Source organism: Mariniflexile litorale, assembly GCF_031128465.2.
GTDB lineage: Bacteria > Bacteroidota > Bacteroidia > Flavobacteriales > Flavobacteriaceae > Mariniflexile > Mariniflexile litorale.
Map to the genome: position 1 here is coordinate 2,401,771 of NZ_CP155618.1, position 17,304 is coordinate 2,419,074.

Sequence of the window (17,304 nt, forward strand, 5' to 3'; positions counted from 1 at the left end):
GTAAGCGTGAGCTATGCTCTGATTATTCATTTTCAGAAAATTAGTGTTGGATGTTACACTTAGCTTGGCGATGTACTACTTTAAATGGACTTCGACAAGCTCAGGTACACATTTTGGTGCTAGGAAATAGTTTGGTAACGCAGAGTGAATAATATTTTTTTAAAATTTTTTCCAAACTGTGTTCGCTGTAGCACAAACCTTATTGCTTCCTTCCACTTTAATGGTGTGTTGAAAAGAATAATCTATACCATTCTTATTTGTTAAAGATAACACATGGTCGCCATATTGAGCTTCAGAAATAAAACGACCATCTATTTCGTGTAAATAATAATGATCAACAATATCTTCAGGTATCGATTCAATAACCCACTGTAAATACTTGATATTATTTACGTGCTTATTACTGTCTATATCAAACCTATGAACTTTGAATTTTTTAATATGGTCTGCAACATCTAACGCGTCTATTTTTTTCTTGATGTTTTTTATGATGGATTCTTCACCGAAAAAAGACCATTTTTCTTTCATATCATTAAAAATGGGTAATGGTTTCCTTTTTTCAATATCAAAGAAAACCCATAAACCTTTGGCGCTGCCTATTATATTTTGTTGTTCATCAAAAATAATATTCTCTCTATAACCTTTAATAGAAGTGTAGCTTGATAACCAGGTTCTAATGGTGATTTTTTCTTTGTAATTAGGATAGCGATCCATTTTTAAAACCCCAGAAACCAATACCCATCCCACATTTTTTTTAAGAAGGTCGAATAAACTGTGGTTTATAGAATAACAATGGTCTGCCGCAGTTTCTTCTAATAAAGCTAAAATGATTATAGGCGTCGCCAAGCCTAATTTATTTGTTTCGAAATATCTCAGTTCAAATTGTTTGTCAAAATAATTTTCAAACTTCATTTTTTATAATTTCAAAAAGACTTTTTAAATGTTTCAATAATGTCTTGTGCTGCTTTTATAGGTGAAATTTCAGAAGAAATAATCGCTTTTTCTAAAACAGAAAGCGTGCTGGCCATATTTTCGGAAGCATAAAACATGTGTTTTAATTCTTCATTGATGTTATTATACATCCAATGTATTTTTTGATGGTTTCTGTTTTTTATAAAATAACCATTATCAGTTACTAACTGTTTGTATTTTACAACTTCGTCCCACACTCTATCGATTCCCGTATTTTTGGTTGAAGACGCTTTTGTTACTACTGGCTCCCAACCAGATTCTGATTGCGGAAAAATATGTAAGGCATTTTGGTATTGCAAACGCGCCATTTCACTCATTCGAACGTTATCGCCATCAGCCTTATTAATAACCACCATATCGGCCATTTCCATGATGCCTTTTTTAATACCTTGAAGTTCGTCGCCAGCACCGGCTAACATTAAAAGCAAGAAAAAATCGGTCATCCCATGAACAGCTGTTTCCGATTGTCCCACACCAACTGTTTCAATTAAAATTATATCATACCCAGCAGCCTCACACAGCAACATGCTTTCGGCTGTTTTGTTAGCCACACCACCAAGCGTGTCGCCAGAAGCAGATGGACGAATGTAGGCGTTCTCTAAATTACTCAGTGCTTCCATGCGTGTTTTATCGCCTAAAATACTGCCTTTTGATCGTTGGCTACTTGGATCAATAGAAAGAATGGCTACTTTATAACCTTGATTGATGATGTGTTTTCCGAAAACTTCAATAAAAGTGCTTTTTCCAACACCAGGAACTCCGGTAATACCGATTCTGATAGAATTTCCCGAAGCGGGTAAAATACCTTGAATAACATCTTTGGCAAGTGTTTTATCACTTTCTAAATTGCTTTCTATAATTGTAATGGCTCTGGAGAGAATAACGCGATCGCCTGCTAAAACACCATCGATATAAGCTTGTGCGGAGAGTCGGTTTTTGGGTTTGTAGTTTGACATTTAGTGGTAAAAAATTACTCCTATAAAGATACTGATAAAGTGAAAATTTGCCATGTGTTTGGGGTGTTTTTTGTGGAAATAATAAATTTTGTAAAATAGTTTTGCTTGTTATTTATCTGAAAAAAAAAATGTTAAATTGGTTTTCGATAAAATAAATAATAGGAACTAATATATAAGTTTGTTTTATTTTAATAACAAACATAAAGTGTAAACGGAATGGGAAGAAAAAAAATACATGATAAAGTACCTACTCATGATGAAATGATGATTCCTACTTTGGAAGCTCTAAAATTATTAGGTGGTTCAGGTTCTATAGAAGAAATAAATGAAAAGGTTTATGAGGTTGCTGGATATGATGAAGAGATTTTGGAAGTACCACATGATGAAAATGGAGTTCAAACTAAAGTTGAATACAGGTTAGCTTGGGCAAGAACATATTTGAAAAAATATGGGTTGATAGATAATTCTTCTCGAGGTGTTTGGGCATTAAATAATAACGAAATTGATACAACTAATCTTAATCCTAACCAAATTTTAAAAGAAGTTAGAGAACAAGCTAGAAAACCTAAATCCGATAAAATTAAAACAATAAAGGAGGTTGAGTCTGATATAGAGGAGGAAGTTGAAGATCAAATTGATTGGAAAGAAAGTTTAATTTCAATTATATTAAAAATTGAGCCTTCAGCTTTTGAAAGACTTTGTCAAAGGATTTTAAGAGAAAGTGGATTTGTGCAAGTTGAAGTTACTGGAAAATCGGGAGATGGAGGAATTGATGGGAAAGGAATAGTTAGGTTAAATGGTTTTCTAAGTTTTCATGTCTTTTTTCAATCAAAAAGATATAAAGGTTCTGTTGGTTCTGGTGATATCAGGGATTTCCGAGGAGCGATGCAAGGTAGAGCAGATAAAGGACTTTTTATTACAACAGGAAATTTTACAAGAGAAGCAATTAAAGAAGCCACAAGAGATGGAGCGCCTCCAATTGATTTAATTGATGGAGAATTATTATGTGATAAATTGAAAGAGTTTAATCTAGGAGTAAAAACAGAACTTATAGAAGATGTTTCTGTAAATGCTGAATGGTTTTCGAAAATTTAAATAAAAAATCAGCTATAAAAAGTAACTCAATATAAGGCATCATTATTAGCAATAATATCTATATGTGTTTAAAAGTTAGAGTTAGTGATTTAAGTACTATCATTTTTAAGCCTCTGAAACAATAAGTTAATTGATAAGCAGATGGCTTCGGCGTACACTTCTCGCCATGACGGACATTATGGTGTTCCCGTCATTGCGAGGCACGAAGCAATCTGTAAATTGGGTGCTGAAATGTTGGGTGTAACTCCAAATAAACAGATTGCTTCGTCGTACCTCCTCGCAATGACTAGGAAATAATGAACAGATCGCTTCGTCGTACCTCCTCGCAATGACGAGTAGAATAAACAGATTGCCTCACTTTTTTTCTAATGAAAAAGCTAGCAATGACGGAAATTATTAAATTAGTGACATGAAAAAATCATTTGTTTACTTTATGACCAATAAAAATAACACCGTTATTTATGTTGGTGTAACTAGTGATTTATTAAAAAGGGTTTATCAGCACAAAACGAAAATTTATAAAGGATTTACTTTTAAATACAATTGTGATAAGCTTATTTTTTTTGAAGAATTTGATGCTATAAATCAAGCCATTGCCAGAGAAAAGCAAATAAAAGGTGGTAGTAGGAAACGAAAAGAAGAATTAATAAATTCGATAAACCCTGAATGGCATGATTTGTCGGATGGATGGTTGTTTTATTTTGATAGATGAATAATGTAATGAATCGTCATTGCGAGGCACGAAGCAATTTCATGATGTATGCTTCAAAGCGACTTAAAGTTGTATTACATACAGATTGCTTCGTCGTACCTCCTCGCAATGACGAGGAAAGAATAAACAGATTGCTTCGTACCTCGCAATGACGTTTGGGTTTTGTCGTTGCGTTAGCGATTGAAGCGTTATCCTTTTTAAAACTTTGTGAATCAGTTGGTTAATTGATGAGCAGATTGCTTCGTTGGTTTCTCACTCGCAATAACCAAAAGTATGATGTTTACGTCATTGCGAGGAACGAAGCAATCTCATGCAGCGTACAAAAGTGTTTCAAGGTAAATAACAAACAGATGGCTTCGTCGTTCCTTCTCGCCATGACGAAAAGAAGAAACAGATTACTTCAGTCGTGCCTCCTTTGTAATGACGTAATATTTCTGCCTTTGCGTTAGCGATTGAAGCGTTATCCTTTTTAAAACTTTATGAAGCAGTTGGTTAATTGATGAGCAGATTGCTTCGTTCGTTTCTCACTCGCAATGACGGTAAACAATTGTTTTAAAAAGATTTAAGCGGAAAGCGCGACCCTTGTGGTAACGCCCAAATACTTATAAAAAAAATCTCAAAACACTATTTAAAGTTTGTTTTGAGATTGATTAATTTTTATGATGTTGGATGTTAATTTATACTTTAGAAGTCAGCGATTTAATAAACACATAACCAAAGCCTAAAAATAACATTAAGTGGAAAGGGAACAGTCCGAAATCCCCACCTTGGTTCCCTACTATAAAAGCACTGTACATACCAAAAGCAAAATATGCCATTAATAAACCTTCGAAAATAACGTGTATGGATATTGTTTTTTTAATGTATTTATTCTTTTTCCAGCCTTCTTTAAGAGAACTGATGTTGAATTTTGGTGTGCGTACAAATTCACTTTTCTTACCCCAATGACCTTCTAAAACGGCAATAGAGTTATGTAATGAAAAGCCCATAGCGATGGAGAAAAACACAAAAAACATACCGATGTAACGGATGAAGTTTTTAAACCCACCACCATAAATATTTTTGTACATAAACCAATAGCATACAAAAAATATGATAGAGCTTACCACAAAGAAACTCATAACGTAAAAGTAAGGTTTTAAGTGTGTGTACTCATTTTTTATGTATAGCATCGGGATGCTTAATACGGCTACAACAAGTACATTTAAAAACATGGTGCTGTTTAGTAAATGTAGCAAACCGTGTAATTTTGTTTTTGCTGAAATGTTTTTGCTTTTTAAAACCCGCCAAAGCATTTTTCTAAAGTTTTCGGCACCACCTTTGTTCCATCTAAATTGTTGTGAACGGGCTGCGCTAATTACGATTGGTAATTCGGCAGGGGTTTCAACGTTCTCAAGATATTTGAATTTCCAATTTTTAAGTTGGGCACGGTAGCTTAAATCTAAATCTTCGGTTAAGGTATCACCTTCCCAGTTTCCGGCATCTATAATACAGGTCTTTCTCCAAAGTCCTGCGGTACCGTTAAAGTTAATAAAGTGTCCTTTACTATTTCTACCTACTTGTTCTAAAGTAAAATGAGCATCTAAAGCGAAGGCTTGTATTTTTGTAAGGATGGAATAATTGCGGTTTAAATGCCCCCAACGCGTTTGAACAACACCAATTTTTTCATCCTTAAAATAAGGAACGGTGCGTTTTAGCCAATCGGTTTGCGGTAAAAAATCGGAATCGAAAATGGCAATAAATTCACCTTTAGCAATTACTAAACCTTCTTTTAAAGCACCTGCTTTAAAACCTGTTCTATCTATTCTTGTAATGTGTGTAATATCTAATCCTGTAGCTTTTAATGCTTCAACATGTGCACGAGTTGTTTCTACAGTTTCATCGGTAGAATCGTCTAATACTTGAATTTCAAGTTTGTTAGAAGGATAATCCATTTTTGCAATGTTATCTAACAAGCGTTCCATAACGTACATTTCGTTATAAACAGGCAGTTGTATAGTTACAAAAGGGATTTCTTCGGGATTTGAAAAATCGAAAGTTGGGGAATTATCTTTAGCCTTCTTTGAGGCTAGGTAATTCAGTAATAGATTTAATTGCGCAAGTGCATACATAAAAATAAGCAAAAGCGAAATGGTGTAAATAATGATAATGGTGGTTTCTAGAATCATTTTTTGATACTGTATTTAAAAATCCAACTTAAGATTTTTGCGCCAGCAAATATACTACCTTTTATGGTTCCTGAAACTTTTGAGACTCCAATTCTATTTCTGTAATTTACGGGCACTTCGGTGTATGTTAATTTTTGTTTTAAAGCCTTTAGTTGCATTTCTACTGTCCAACCATAGGTTTTGTCAATCATGTTTAGTGCTAATAATTTATCGTATTTTATGGCTCTAAATGGGCCTAAATCGGTAAATGTTGCACCAAAAAAAAGTGTCATTAAAGAGGTTGCTAACCAATTACCAAAAATTTGGGGTACGGTCATAGAACCTGCTTCTCGTAAACTTTTAACGCGCGCACCAATAACAAAATCGATGTTTTTTTCGATTATGGGCGCTACAATTTTTGTTAATTCTTCTGGATAATCGCTATAGTCGCCGTCCAAAAATACAATAATATTTGGTTTTCCGGGTTGATTGGCAATGTAATCCAATCCTTTAAGGCAAGCGTAACCATAGCCTCTGTTTTTTTCGGTTAATACCGTTGCTCCTGCTTTTTTTGCGTTTTCCTCAGTTTTGTCGGTAGAATTATTATTAACAACAATAATTTCTTGAACAGAATTTGGTAGCGCATTAATAACTTTTGTAATAGCATCTGCTTCGTTAAAAGCAGGTATAATTACTTTTATTAGGTGCATAAATAATTAACTTTCAGAGCACAAAAGTACAATAGTTTTATTGAGATATTTAACAAAATATTTACTATTTCATTAAATTATTTTTTGTTGATTAAGGTCATTAAATCAACATCATTACCCAGTAATATTTCGTTAGAATTGATGCGACCTTCCATGGTATCATTCTCTAATTTTAGAACACCACGAGGACAAACAGCAGAACAAATACCGCAACCAACACAGCTGGAGCGTACAATATTTTCGCCTTTTTGAGCATAGGCACGTACATCGATACCCATTTCACAATAGGTAGAACAATTGCCACAAGAAATACATTGCCCCCCATTAGTCGTAATTCTAAATTTGGAAAACATACGTTGTTGAAACCCTAATATGGCTGCCATTGGGCATCCAAAACGGCACCAAACACGATTTCCTAAAATAGGGTAGAAGCCTGTGCCAATAACACCAGAAAAAATAGAGCCAATATATAAGCCATAAGCCGAACGTAACGTGCTAGCTTTTATTAAGAAAATTTTATCGGAAGTTCCTGTATAATGCATAATAAACAGCACCGCAATAACTACAAAGTAGCCAATGGCTCCATAACGTGCATCTTTGCCTAGTTCTTTTCTTTTAAAAATCATAGTTATTGAAAAGACGAGGGTAAGTAGGATGCCAACACCTAAAAGAAAAGCACTTCGTGTTAACCAGAATGTATCGGGGTCGTCTCCTAAATAGGTGTAAATTACAGCGGTGGTCATAACAACCGAGAAAACCAAAACAGTATGTATTAACCAACGTTCTAGTTTCCATGCAGATAGTTTTTTGCTGCTTAATTGTCTGAATGAATCGCCAGCAGTTTCTGCCAACGCACCACAACCACAAACCCATGAGCAATACCAGCGTTTTCCGTATTTGTAAGTTAAGAAAGGGGAAATTACAAAAATGGAAATAATACCAAAAAGTAACATTAATAAGCCTAAAGCGCCAGATGATAATAAACCGTTAATAGACCAACTATCGAACAAATAATAGTTTAATGGCCACATGCTTTTTAAATCGTAATAAGGTAAATTATAATCAGAACTGGCATTTAGTCGCGACATGAATTCAGGAATAAGAAATGCAAAGCCTAGTTGAAAAAACATGACGGAAGCAGTTCGTAACTGTTCATACCTATTGTGGCGGTATTTTAGCATGAATTTGTAACCAAATACTAAAATAGCAACCGTATATAGTGTTCCATAAACAAACCATTGGCTTGCAGGGTTTCCGCTTAATAACCGGCTTAAAGGATCGAATAATGAAATTAATCCTGTGTTGGGTTCACCGCTTGGTGTTTGTCCTAAATATTGTGGGTAAAAATAAAGAACAATATAAAAACCAGTAAGTAAAACCCCTGTCATCCAACCTAAAACACCTCGTGATGAGATGGATTTAAACCAAACGCCATCGTTTTTAATACCTTCAAGTTTTTTTAAATAAGCATCATTTGCAAATAAGATAGTTCCTAAGGTAATCAATCCTATTGAGAGCGTTAAAAAGAGTGTTTTATTAGGGAAGTGCGTATTGAAAATTGCCAATCCAAAAATAAAAAGTCCAATGATCCCTAAGGCAACAGCTACTTTTTGTTTTATTGATAAATCATTAGCTTCTGGTTTTGCTAAGGACATGCTTTCGTTTATTTGATTGCTCATACTTATGCTTTTTGAAGTTGATGATTTGTGTAAGTTTTTAAAATTTCAGGTTCGTGCCTTTTGTAAAATTCGGGGTCGAAATTAGCCTCCGCTAAATGTTTTATCACATAATCTACATCACGTTTTTCGGTAAGCCAATTATCAAAAGTTTCGTGTTTCATACGTATTCCGAAAGTGTTAATACCTAAAAATGCGTTTGTGTTTTTGTTAAAAGAAACCGTGATGCATTTGGTGTCGTCTTCATGTTTCCAATGGAAATGTTGCTCGTAATCTGGTTTATTTTTTGTGCTATGAACCCATCCGTAGGTTTGGTATTCAATATCTAAGAACTTGGCAGAATTAAACCAATGCCCTGGATTATATGACATACGATTACCGCAAATGGTTTGAGCCAAAGTTTCACCCATCATTCTCCCCGTGTACCAAACGGCCTCAATAGGTCTTCTGTTTCCAATGGCTTCATGTTGTTCAGCACAATCGCCAATGGCATAAATATCTGGTATGTTGGTTTCTAAAAACCGATTCACTTTGACGCCTTTACCTATTTCAATATTGGAATTTTTAATGAAATCGATATTTGGAGTCACGCCAGCAGTCAATCCAACCACATTACATGGAATTTCTTCGTTTGTGCCTTCAATAATTATAGACTTTACTCGACCGCTTTCATCTGAAACAATTTCTTTTAAATTGGTTGATAAACGTAAATCGATATGATGGTTTTTAATATGGCGGTTAATCATTTCACTTTCACCATCTGGTAATACACCATTCCAAAAACTAGGCTCTCGCACTAAAAATGTGACTGGAATATTTCTGGAATTTAGCATTTCAGCAAGTTCAATCCCTATTAAACCACCACCAACAATCACGGCACGTTTACAAATTTCATTGTTTGGTGCATGCTGTTCTAAATTTTCTAAATCTTGTTTGTGGTACATGCCCATAACACCTTTTAAATCTTGTCCTGGCCAACCAAATTTGTTAGGTTTACTACCGGTTGCAATAATGAGTTTGTCGTATTTTAAGGAGTCGGTATTTTCAAAATGGAGTGTTTTCGCTTCTGTATCAATATGCTTTACCAACCCTTTTTTTAGTTCTATTCGGTTTTTCTTCCAAAACCAATTTTCATAAGGCTGGGTGTGTTCAAACTTCATATGTCCCATGTACACGTACATCAAAGCGGTTCTCGAGAAAAAGTAATCGGTTTCGGCAGAAATGATGGTGATTTTTTTATCTGAAAGTTTTCTAATATGCCTTGCAGTTGTTATACCAGAAATGCCATTGCCAATAATAACTATATGCTCCATAAAATGTTATTGCGTTCTGTTATTAGGTCGAAGGTTATACCCAAACCTTAAAAGATTTGTTTAATTTGTTTAAATTTAAACATTAAATACAAGCTATGAAGATTATTTTTAGAATGAGTTTGTTTCTCTTGGTATGTTCTTGTGCTATGACGTCTCATAAAACAGAAAAGATAAACGGTGTGAGTTTTGTGGCGTCTAGAGACACTATAAATGATGTGCATATAAAACCTTTACTTAATATTCATGCTAATTATGCGGCTATTATGCCTTTTGGATTTATTAGGGAATTATCCCACCCAGAAATTGTATTTAATACAGAAAGACAGTGGTTTGGAGAAAGAGCTGTTGGTGTAAAACAATATGCTGAAAATATGAAAAAAAATCAAATTAAAGTGATGTTGAAACCTCAAATTTGGGTGAGTCGTGGTGCGTTTACAGGAGGAATTAAAATGACATCGGAAGCCGATTGGCAGGTTTTGGAAGATTCATATACAAGTTTTATATTAACTTATGCCAAATTAGCTCAAGAACTACAAACCGAAATTTTTTGTATTGGTACCGAATTAGAAAGTTTTATTGATGAGCGTCCTGAGTATTGGAAGCAACTGATTGTTAACATTAAAAAGGTTTATAAAGGAAAGTTAACCTATGCTGCTAATTGGAATGAATACGATAGAACCCCTTTTTGGGATCCATTGGATTATATTGGTATTGATGCTTATTTTCCCGTGAGTGACGAAAAAACACCTACGGTTGAAGCCTGTAGAAAAGGTTGGTTAAAACACAAACCCACTATTAAATCCTTTTCTGAAAGGTATAAAAAACCTATTTTGTTTACAGAGGTTGGTTATAGAAGTGTCGATTTTTCAGGAAAAGAACCTTGGAGAAGTGACCGTGATATGACTGTGGTTAATTTGGAAGCACAAACAAATACTATGCAAGTGCTTTTCGAAGTATTTTGGAATGAAGATGAAGATTGGTTTGCAGGAGGGTTTTTATGGAAATGGTTTCATAACCACAAAGAAGCTGGTGGAGAAAACGATAGTAGGTTTACACCACAAAATAAACCTGTTGAGACTTTAGTAAAAGCACACTATTCGAAGTAATTAAATTTTAATCAAAAGTTAACCATCATCTTCTTTATTCTAAATCATAATCTTTTTAGTTTTGTAAAAACTATTTGATTTTATGAGCATATATGCTATTGGTGATATTCATGGAGGGTTAAAAGCCTTGATACAGGTGTTAAACAAAGTAGAAGTTAAAGAAGAAGATACGCTTATTTTTGTGGGCGATTATGTAGATGGATGGAGTGAATCTGCACAAGTTATTGAGTTTTTGATAGATGTTTCAGAAGAAGTAACTTGTGTTTTTATCAAAGGAAATCATGATGTTTGGTGTGAAAAATGGTTAGAAACTGGAGATGTAAATCCAACTTGGTATATGCATGGTGGTAAAGAAACTATGGATAGTTATGAGTCTTATTCCGATGAAGAGAAAATAGAGCATTTAGAATTTTTTCAAAAAATGCCCCTATATCATATTGATAAAGAAAACCGATTGTTTCTTCATGCTGGTTTTACCTCCATGCACGGTGTAGAAAAAGAAGTATTTAAAGAGACTTTTTATTTTGATAGAACGCTGTGGGAAATGGCTTTGACTTTGGAACAATCCTCTATTAAAGAAGATTCGCCTATGTTTCCTAATCGTTTAAAACACTACAAAGAAATCTTTATTGGGCATACGCCTACCACTAATTTTAATCATGACGAACCGATGCATGCTTATAATGTTTGGAATATTGATACAGGTGCTGCCTTTAAAGGAAAAATTACCGTTATGAACATTGAAACCAAGGCATTCCATCAAAGTGATGAACTACCTGGTTTATATCCAAATGAAAAAGGAAGGAATAAAGTTTAGGTTAACTTTATTACCAAATCTTCCGAGTTTACCATAATGCCTGGTTTTAAAACCAATTGTTTTATTGTAGCTTCTTCGGTTGCTGTTATGGTGGTTTCCATTTTCATTGCTTCGATAATAAATAAGGGCTGATTTTTTACAACCTTGTCACCCTTTTTAACTAAAATATTAGATAACATACCTTGTAATGGTGCGCCTATTTGAAGCGGATCTGTTTTATCTGCTTTAGCATGTTCAACCTTTTCAACTTTAATGCTGTTGTCTTTAATATCAACACTACGTCCTTGTCCGTTAAGTTTAAAATACACGGTTACCATACCGTCGCTATTCGGTTTGCTAATTGAATCTAAAGTGATAAGAATGGTTTTTCCTTTATCTACTTCAACAATAATTTCTTCTTCCACCTCCATGCCATAAAAGAAATTTTTGGTAGGCAATTTCATGAGGTTGTCGTATTTTAAATGCTTGTTGTAAGCATCCGTAAATACTTTAGGGTATAATTGATAGGATAGGAAATCGGTATAATCGATGGTTCTACTTAAATCATGTTCAAATATTTTTTTGAAGGCTTCATATTCTTTTTTAAGATTTAAAGGAGGAATGTGAGCATTCGGTCGGTCGGTATAAGGTTTTTGTCCTTTTAAAATTATTTTTTGAAGTTTTTTAGGAAATCCGCCAACAGGTTGGCCTAAATCGCCTTTAAAAAAGTCAATGACCGATTGTGGGAAAGATAAAGATTCCCCTTTTTCAAGCACATCTTCAATGGTTAAATTATTACTAACAAGATACTGTGCCATGTCTCCAACCACTTTAGAACTTGGAGTTACTTTTACAATATCACCAAAAAGGGCATTTACTTTACTGTACATAGAGGTGATTTCATGAAAACGTGATTCCAATCCAAGACCTCTAGCCTGGGGTTTTAAGTTTGAATATTGCCCACCAGGAATTTCATGTTTAAAGACTTCTCCAGAACCTGATTTTAAACCAGATTCAAACGGATAATAATACTCTCTTACATTTTCCCAATAATTGGAATATTCATTTAAAGAATCAATGTTTATGTTACTAGCTCTATCTTGAAATTTCATCATTTCAACCACCGAATTAAAATTAGGCTGTGATGTGAGTCCAGATAAGCCTCCTAAAGCCACATCAACCACATCGACGCCCGCTTCAATCGCTTTTAAGTAAGTCGCAGATTGAATGGAAGACGTGTCGTGTGTATGTAAATGAATCGGGATTTTTAATTCTGATTTTAAAGCCGTTATAAGCTCGTAAGCTGCATACGGTTTTAATAGCCCTGCCATGTCTTTAACACCTAAAATATGAGCGCCCGCATTTTCAATTTCTTTAGCGAGATTCACATAGTACTTTAAATTGTATTTCTTGTTTTCAGGATTTAAAATATCGTTGGTGTAGCAAATTGACCCTTCGGCTAAACCATTGGTTCTAGTGCGAACATGTTCAATACAAGGAGCTAGTGATTCCATCCAGTTAAGCGAGTCAAAAATTCTGAAAACATCAACACCATTTTCCCAAGATTGTTCCACAAATTCACCTATTAAATTATCAGAATAAGCTTTGTAACCTACACCATTAGAGCCTCTAATAAGCATTTGTAAAAGCAAATTGGGCATGGCTTTACGCAATAATTTAAGGCGTTCCCATGGATTTTCTTGTAGAAAACGCAAACACACATCAAAGGTAGCGCCTCCCCAAACTTCCATACTAAAAATATCGGGATGGTTTTTTGCATAACCTTCTGCAACTTGAAGCATATCATACGTTCGCATTCTCGTAGCCAATAAACTTTGGTGTGCATCGCGCATGGTGGTATCAGTAAAATGAACTTTCTTTTCATTCATCAACCATTGTGAAAATTTTTCAGGTCCTAATTTAGTTAGTAAATCTTTTGTACCTTCTGGAAAACGAGCATCGGCATCAAACTTTGGAACTATGGGTTTTATAAAAGTTTTACTAGGGTCTATTTTTTTAACATCGGGGTTTCCATTTACAATAACGTCCCCTAAATAGGTGATTATTTTGGTGGCTCGGTTTCTCGGTGCTTTAAAAAGAAATAAATCAGGATTCGATTTAATAAAGTTTACAGTCACTTTGCCTTGCCTAAAAGTATCATGCTTTAAAATATTATCAAGAAAAGGCATGTTTGTTTTTACCCCTCTAATTCTAAATTCAGCTAAGGCACGGCGTATTTTTCTACTAGCGCCATCTAAGGAGTTGCCATGTGCTGTAATCTTAACAAGCATGGAATCGAAAAAAGGCGAGATTTTGGCACCCTGGTAAATGCTTCCTGCATCTAAACGAATACCAAATCCAGAGGCACTTCGGTAAGCCGAAACGGTTCCATAATCTGGTTTAAAATCATTTTGAGGATCTTCGGTTGTAATTCTACATTGCAGCGCATACCCATTGATGCGAATTGATTCTTGGTTGGCTATTTTAATTTGCTCGTCAGATAGTTTGTATCCGCCAGCAATAAATAATTGTGCTTTTACTAAATCGATGTTAGTAATGACTTCAGTAACGGTGTGTTCCACTTGAATTCTAGGATTGACTTCAATAAAATAAATAGAATCATCATCGTCTACTAAAAACTCAACCGTACCAATGTTGTTATAATTTACAGCTTTACATATTTTTATGGCGTAGGCATATAAAGCGTCTTTAGTTTCATCTTTCAGGCCAAAAGAGGGCGCGAATTCAATTACTTTTTGGTATCGGCGTTGTACAGAGCAATCGCGCTCGAAAAGGTGAACGGTGTTTCCGTAATTATCGGCAACAATTTGGATTTCTATATGTTTTGGGTTTTCTACAAATTTTTCTAAAAACACGGTGTCATCACCAAACGCATTTAGAGCTTCGCGTTTGCTTTCGTTATAAGCGCCCTTAAGTTCGTCTTCTTTTCTAATAACCCGCATGCCTCTTCCGCCACCTCCAGAGGCCGCTTTTAGCATGATGGGATAGCCAATTTTTTTAGCTTCGATTAAAGCTGTTTTTATATCTATTAAGGGTTTCTCGTTGCTTCGAATTATGGGAATGTTATTGGCTACCGCAACTTCTTTAGCCATAATTTTGTCGCCTAAAGATTTTAAAACAGATACTTTCGGACCAATAAAAATAAGACCATTGTCTTCACATTTCTTAGCAAAAGTGGCATTTTCAGAAAGAAAACCATATCCCGGATGAATAGCATCGGCACCATTATCTAAAGCAACCTTTATAATAGCATCCATATTCAAATATGGCTTTAAAGGTTCGTTGTCTTCACCAATTTGGTAGGATTCATCAGCTTTGTATCGATGTAGTGAGTATCTGTCTTCGAAGGTGTAAACACCAACGGTTTTAATGCTAATTTCGGTGCAGGCTCTAAAAATTCTAATGGCAATTTCACCTCTGTTTGCTACAAGTACTTTTTTGATGTTCATAGGAATAGAAAATTAAAACAGATTTTTAAATGAAAGGGATACTTAAACTAATTGTCTGAAAATACGAAAAATAAATATTAAGCAATATGTTTTAAGTAATAAATATGTAGTTCTTCTGCTGAAGCACCAATCCATCTTTTAAAATAAATCCTTGCAAAGTGATATTGAAGTTTCCAAACACCATGTTTTTGGTACAACCTTGCTGAGGTTTTAAGTTTTTTATTGATAACTACAAATTGCTTTCTTTCGTATAAAGCTTGAATAAGGATGTTGTCTTCATAAATCACATAGCTTTCATTGAAACCGCCAATGTCTTCAAATAAACGTTTGGTTATAAATTGACTTTGATCACCGCCACGGCAAGCAGGGTGATTAAACTGTGTAAACCAACAGACTAGTTTTAACCACCAATGGGTACTGTTAAATTGCATTCTAAAGCATCCCGCCTGATTGTTTTTTTTAACTTCATCAACAATGAATTGATCGAAATTTTTAGGAGGAAAAGAATCGGCGTGTAAAAAATAAAGAATGTTTCCTGTAGCGTGTTTTGCGCCTAAATTCATTTGTTTAGCACGTCCTTTTTTGGAATTTAATAAGATGCTATTGGAGAACTTTGAAACAATACTTTGTGAACCATCAGTACTGCCGCCATCGACAATAATAATTTCAGAAACATTATCTTTTGAAGTGTTTTTTAGAATATAAATCAGCAGATTTTCAATAATCTCAGCTTCATTAAGAATAGGAATGATGATTGAAATTTTATTCATTCAAGTCCCAATTATAATCTTTATATCGAGTTTTAGCTTTCGCTGAAATTTTAATGTCTGAATATCGATTTAAGAAATCAATTAAACCACCATTTTGTTTGAAATCTTTAGCGAACCATTGAAATATTTTCGAGAGTTCTAATGTGTCTGTTGAAATAATATTTCTGTTAGTATCACTTAAGAAATTTTTGGTTGCTTTAGTAAGTTGTTGTTCTATATTTTCAGTAGTATAAGCTTCGTTTGATAATTTCGGACAAGAAACAGAGGCACAAACAATAGCAAAATGAATACGTGGTTCGTCCATTTTACGTAAAATTTCATGTTCAATGTCGTTTAAATTATACCATGTATTACCCAGCTTCCAAAGCTTTTGATCCCAAGGGTTTTTAATGTCTTTGATACTTTTAATAGGGGAATTACGTAAAATTAAATCAATGGTTAAGGCATTATAAGCGTTTATCCAATAGACTAATTTTTCTTCTTTTGAATGGGAATCATTGAGAATATTTTTGCTTAGATAGTTGATGTATGTATTTAACTCTTTATTATCTGTTTTGAAGGTTTTGTAATTAACCTGTCCCTTGTCGGAAACATGTTTTTCTAAAAGTATCGTCCATGATGAATGGTCTACATTTTGAGCTCGAATAGAAACGCTTAATAGGGTACAGATAACAATGCTGAATAATTTTGTCATTATTTTTTATTGAGAGGATAAAACTCCTGATTTATAAAATCTTTAGGGAATTGCTCGTCGTCTTTAAAACCTAATTCAATATCTTTTCCGTTATGTGGAATATAATTTGTTTTAAAAATGTAATCCCAAAGGCTTAGAGTTAGTCCGTAATTAACACCATACCTTGCATGTTTAGGAAGTTCTTTTGCATGATGCCAAATATGCATTTTAGGATTGTTAAAGATGTATTTTAAAAAACCATAATCCCAACCCAAATTGGCATGATTTAAATGCCCAATTACAATGCTGAAAAAGAAAACAATGGCCACATCTTGCGCATCGAATCCACCAATAATAGCAATGGGAATATATAATAGCGATTTGTAAACTACGGGTTCCATCCAATGGTAGCGGAGGTGTGCTGCAAACCCCATTTCTTTAACGGAGTGGTGCACCTTATGAAAATTCCATAAGAAAGGCACGCGGTGTAACAAGCGGTGCGTGTTCCATTGTACAAAATCTGAAACTATAAAAAATATAAATAGTCCGAGCCATTTTGGTAAATCGTCTACATCGAATAGTTGAAAACTTGAAACGGAGAGTCCTATTGTTTTTAAGCCATCATTAAACAATTCTGCTACTGTATTTGATAAAGCAATGAGCACAATTAAATTTAAAAGGAAGAAATTGAAGAACATATAAAAAGTGTCTAACCAAAAATCTTTCCTAAAAATAGATTGGTTTTTACGCCAGGGGAATATAATTTCCAACAGCCAAACAACGAGAGAGATTATAATTAATCCATAAAAAAAGTTATCCCAATGGTTGATTGAAATTAACTCGTGCTTTAAGTAATTCCAATAACCCGAATAGGATTTTTTTATGATGTTTATGTATTTTTCCATGGT

14 protein-coding genes are annotated in these 17,304 nt (G+C 34.2%); 4 read left to right on the top strand and 10 right to left on the bottom strand.

Annotation, left to right across the window (positions count from 1 at the left end):
• Positions 1-159: 159 nt before the first annotated feature.
• Positions 160-912, bottom strand: coding sequence for an acyl-ACP thioesterase domain-containing protein (locus QLS71_RS09795; protein WP_308990940.1), 753 nt, complete (start codon positions 910-912; stop codon positions 160-162).
• A gap of 11 nt (positions 913-923) precedes the next feature.
• Positions 924-1,928, bottom strand: coding sequence for a methylmalonyl Co-A mutase-associated GTPase MeaB (gene meaB / locus QLS71_RS09800; RefSeq protein ID WP_308990939.1), 1,005 nt, complete (start codon positions 1,926-1,928; stop codon positions 924-926).
• A gap of 216 nt (positions 1,929-2,144) precedes the next feature.
• Between meaB and QLS71_RS09805 the strand changes: the two genes are divergently transcribed.
• Complete coding sequence (locus tag QLS71_RS09805) at positions 2,145-3,023, top strand: restriction endonuclease (protein WP_308990938.1); 879 nt, start codon at positions 2,145-2,147, stop codon at positions 3,021-3,023.
• Positions 3,024-3,432: 409 nt separating this feature from the next.
• On the top strand, positions 3,433-3,735 hold the full coding sequence (locus QLS71_RS09810; RefSeq protein ID WP_308990937.1) for a GIY-YIG nuclease family protein: 303 nt from the start codon (positions 3,433-3,435) through the stop codon (positions 3,733-3,735).
• 677 nt (positions 3,736-4,412) lie between these two features.
• Here QLS71_RS09810 and QLS71_RS09815 read toward each other — a convergent pair.
• The 4 genes from QLS71_RS09815 to QLS71_RS09830 all read right to left on the bottom strand — a co-directional run bounded on the left by QLS71_RS09815 (position 4,413) and on the right by QLS71_RS09830 (position 9,581).
• Positions 4,413-5,903 (bottom strand): glycosyltransferase family 2 protein, encoded by a 1,491-nt coding sequence (locus tag QLS71_RS09815; RefSeq protein ID WP_308990936.1) that lies wholly within the window; start codon positions 5,901-5,903, stop codon positions 4,413-4,415.
• A complete protein-coding gene (locus tag QLS71_RS09820; RefSeq protein ID WP_308990935.1) occupies positions 5,900-6,592 on the bottom strand; it encodes a glycosyltransferase family 2 protein in 693 nt (230 codons plus the stop codon). The genes QLS71_RS09815 and QLS71_RS09820 overlap by 4 nt, the downstream gene beginning before the upstream one ends.
• 77 nt (positions 6,593-6,669) lie before the next feature.
• A complete protein-coding gene (locus QLS71_RS09825) occupies positions 6,670-8,271 on the bottom strand; it encodes a 4Fe-4S dicluster domain-containing protein (RefSeq protein ID WP_308990934.1) in 1,602 nt (533 codons plus the stop codon).
• A 2-nt stretch (positions 8,272-8,273) separates the two neighbouring features.
• Positions 8,274-9,581 (bottom strand): FAD/NAD(P)-binding oxidoreductase, encoded by a 1,308-nt coding sequence (locus tag QLS71_RS09830; protein WP_308990933.1) that lies wholly within the window; start codon positions 9,579-9,581, stop codon positions 8,274-8,276.
• 95 nt (positions 9,582-9,676) lie between these two features.
• Between QLS71_RS09830 and QLS71_RS09835 the strand changes: the two genes are divergently transcribed.
• Both QLS71_RS09835 and QLS71_RS09840 read left to right on the top strand, forming a co-directional pair.
• On the top strand, positions 9,677-10,687 hold the full coding sequence (locus QLS71_RS09835) for a glycoside hydrolase (protein ID WP_308990932.1): 1,011 nt from the start codon (positions 9,677-9,679) through the stop codon (positions 10,685-10,687).
• A gap of 82 nt (positions 10,688-10,769) precedes the next feature.
• Positions 10,770-11,504, top strand: coding sequence for a metallophosphoesterase family protein (locus QLS71_RS09840; protein WP_308990931.1), 735 nt, complete (start codon positions 10,770-10,772; stop codon positions 11,502-11,504).
• On the opposite strand, the gene QLS71_RS09845 is transcribed toward QLS71_RS09840, so the two are convergent.
• The 4 genes from QLS71_RS09845 to QLS71_RS09860 all read right to left on the bottom strand — a co-directional run bounded on the left by QLS71_RS09845 (position 11,501) and on the right by QLS71_RS09860 (position 17,301).
• The gene (locus QLS71_RS09845; protein ID WP_308990930.1) at positions 11,501-14,953 is read right to left on the bottom strand and encodes a pyruvate carboxylase; all 3,453 of its coding nucleotides are present in this window, start codon (positions 14,951-14,953) and stop codon (positions 11,501-11,503) included. The genes QLS71_RS09840 and QLS71_RS09845 overlap by 4 nt on opposite strands.
• A 77-nt stretch (positions 14,954-15,030) precedes the next feature.
• Positions 15,031-15,723, bottom strand: a complete 693-nt coding sequence (locus tag QLS71_RS09850) for a TIGR04283 family arsenosugar biosynthesis glycosyltransferase (protein ID WP_308990929.1) — start codon at positions 15,721-15,723, stop codon at positions 15,031-15,033.
• The gene (locus QLS71_RS09855) at positions 15,716-16,417 is read right to left on the bottom strand and encodes a DUF547 domain-containing protein (protein WP_308990928.1); all 702 of its coding nucleotides are present in this window, start codon (positions 16,415-16,417) and stop codon (positions 15,716-15,718) included. Before QLS71_RS09855 ends, QLS71_RS09850 begins: the two co-directional genes overlap by 8 nt.
• Positions 16,417-17,301, bottom strand: coding sequence for a sterol desaturase family protein (locus QLS71_RS09860; RefSeq protein ID WP_308990927.1), 885 nt, complete (start codon positions 17,299-17,301; stop codon positions 16,417-16,419). Before QLS71_RS09860 ends, QLS71_RS09855 begins: the two co-directional genes overlap by 1 nt.
• Positions 17,302-17,304 lie beyond the last annotated feature (3 nt).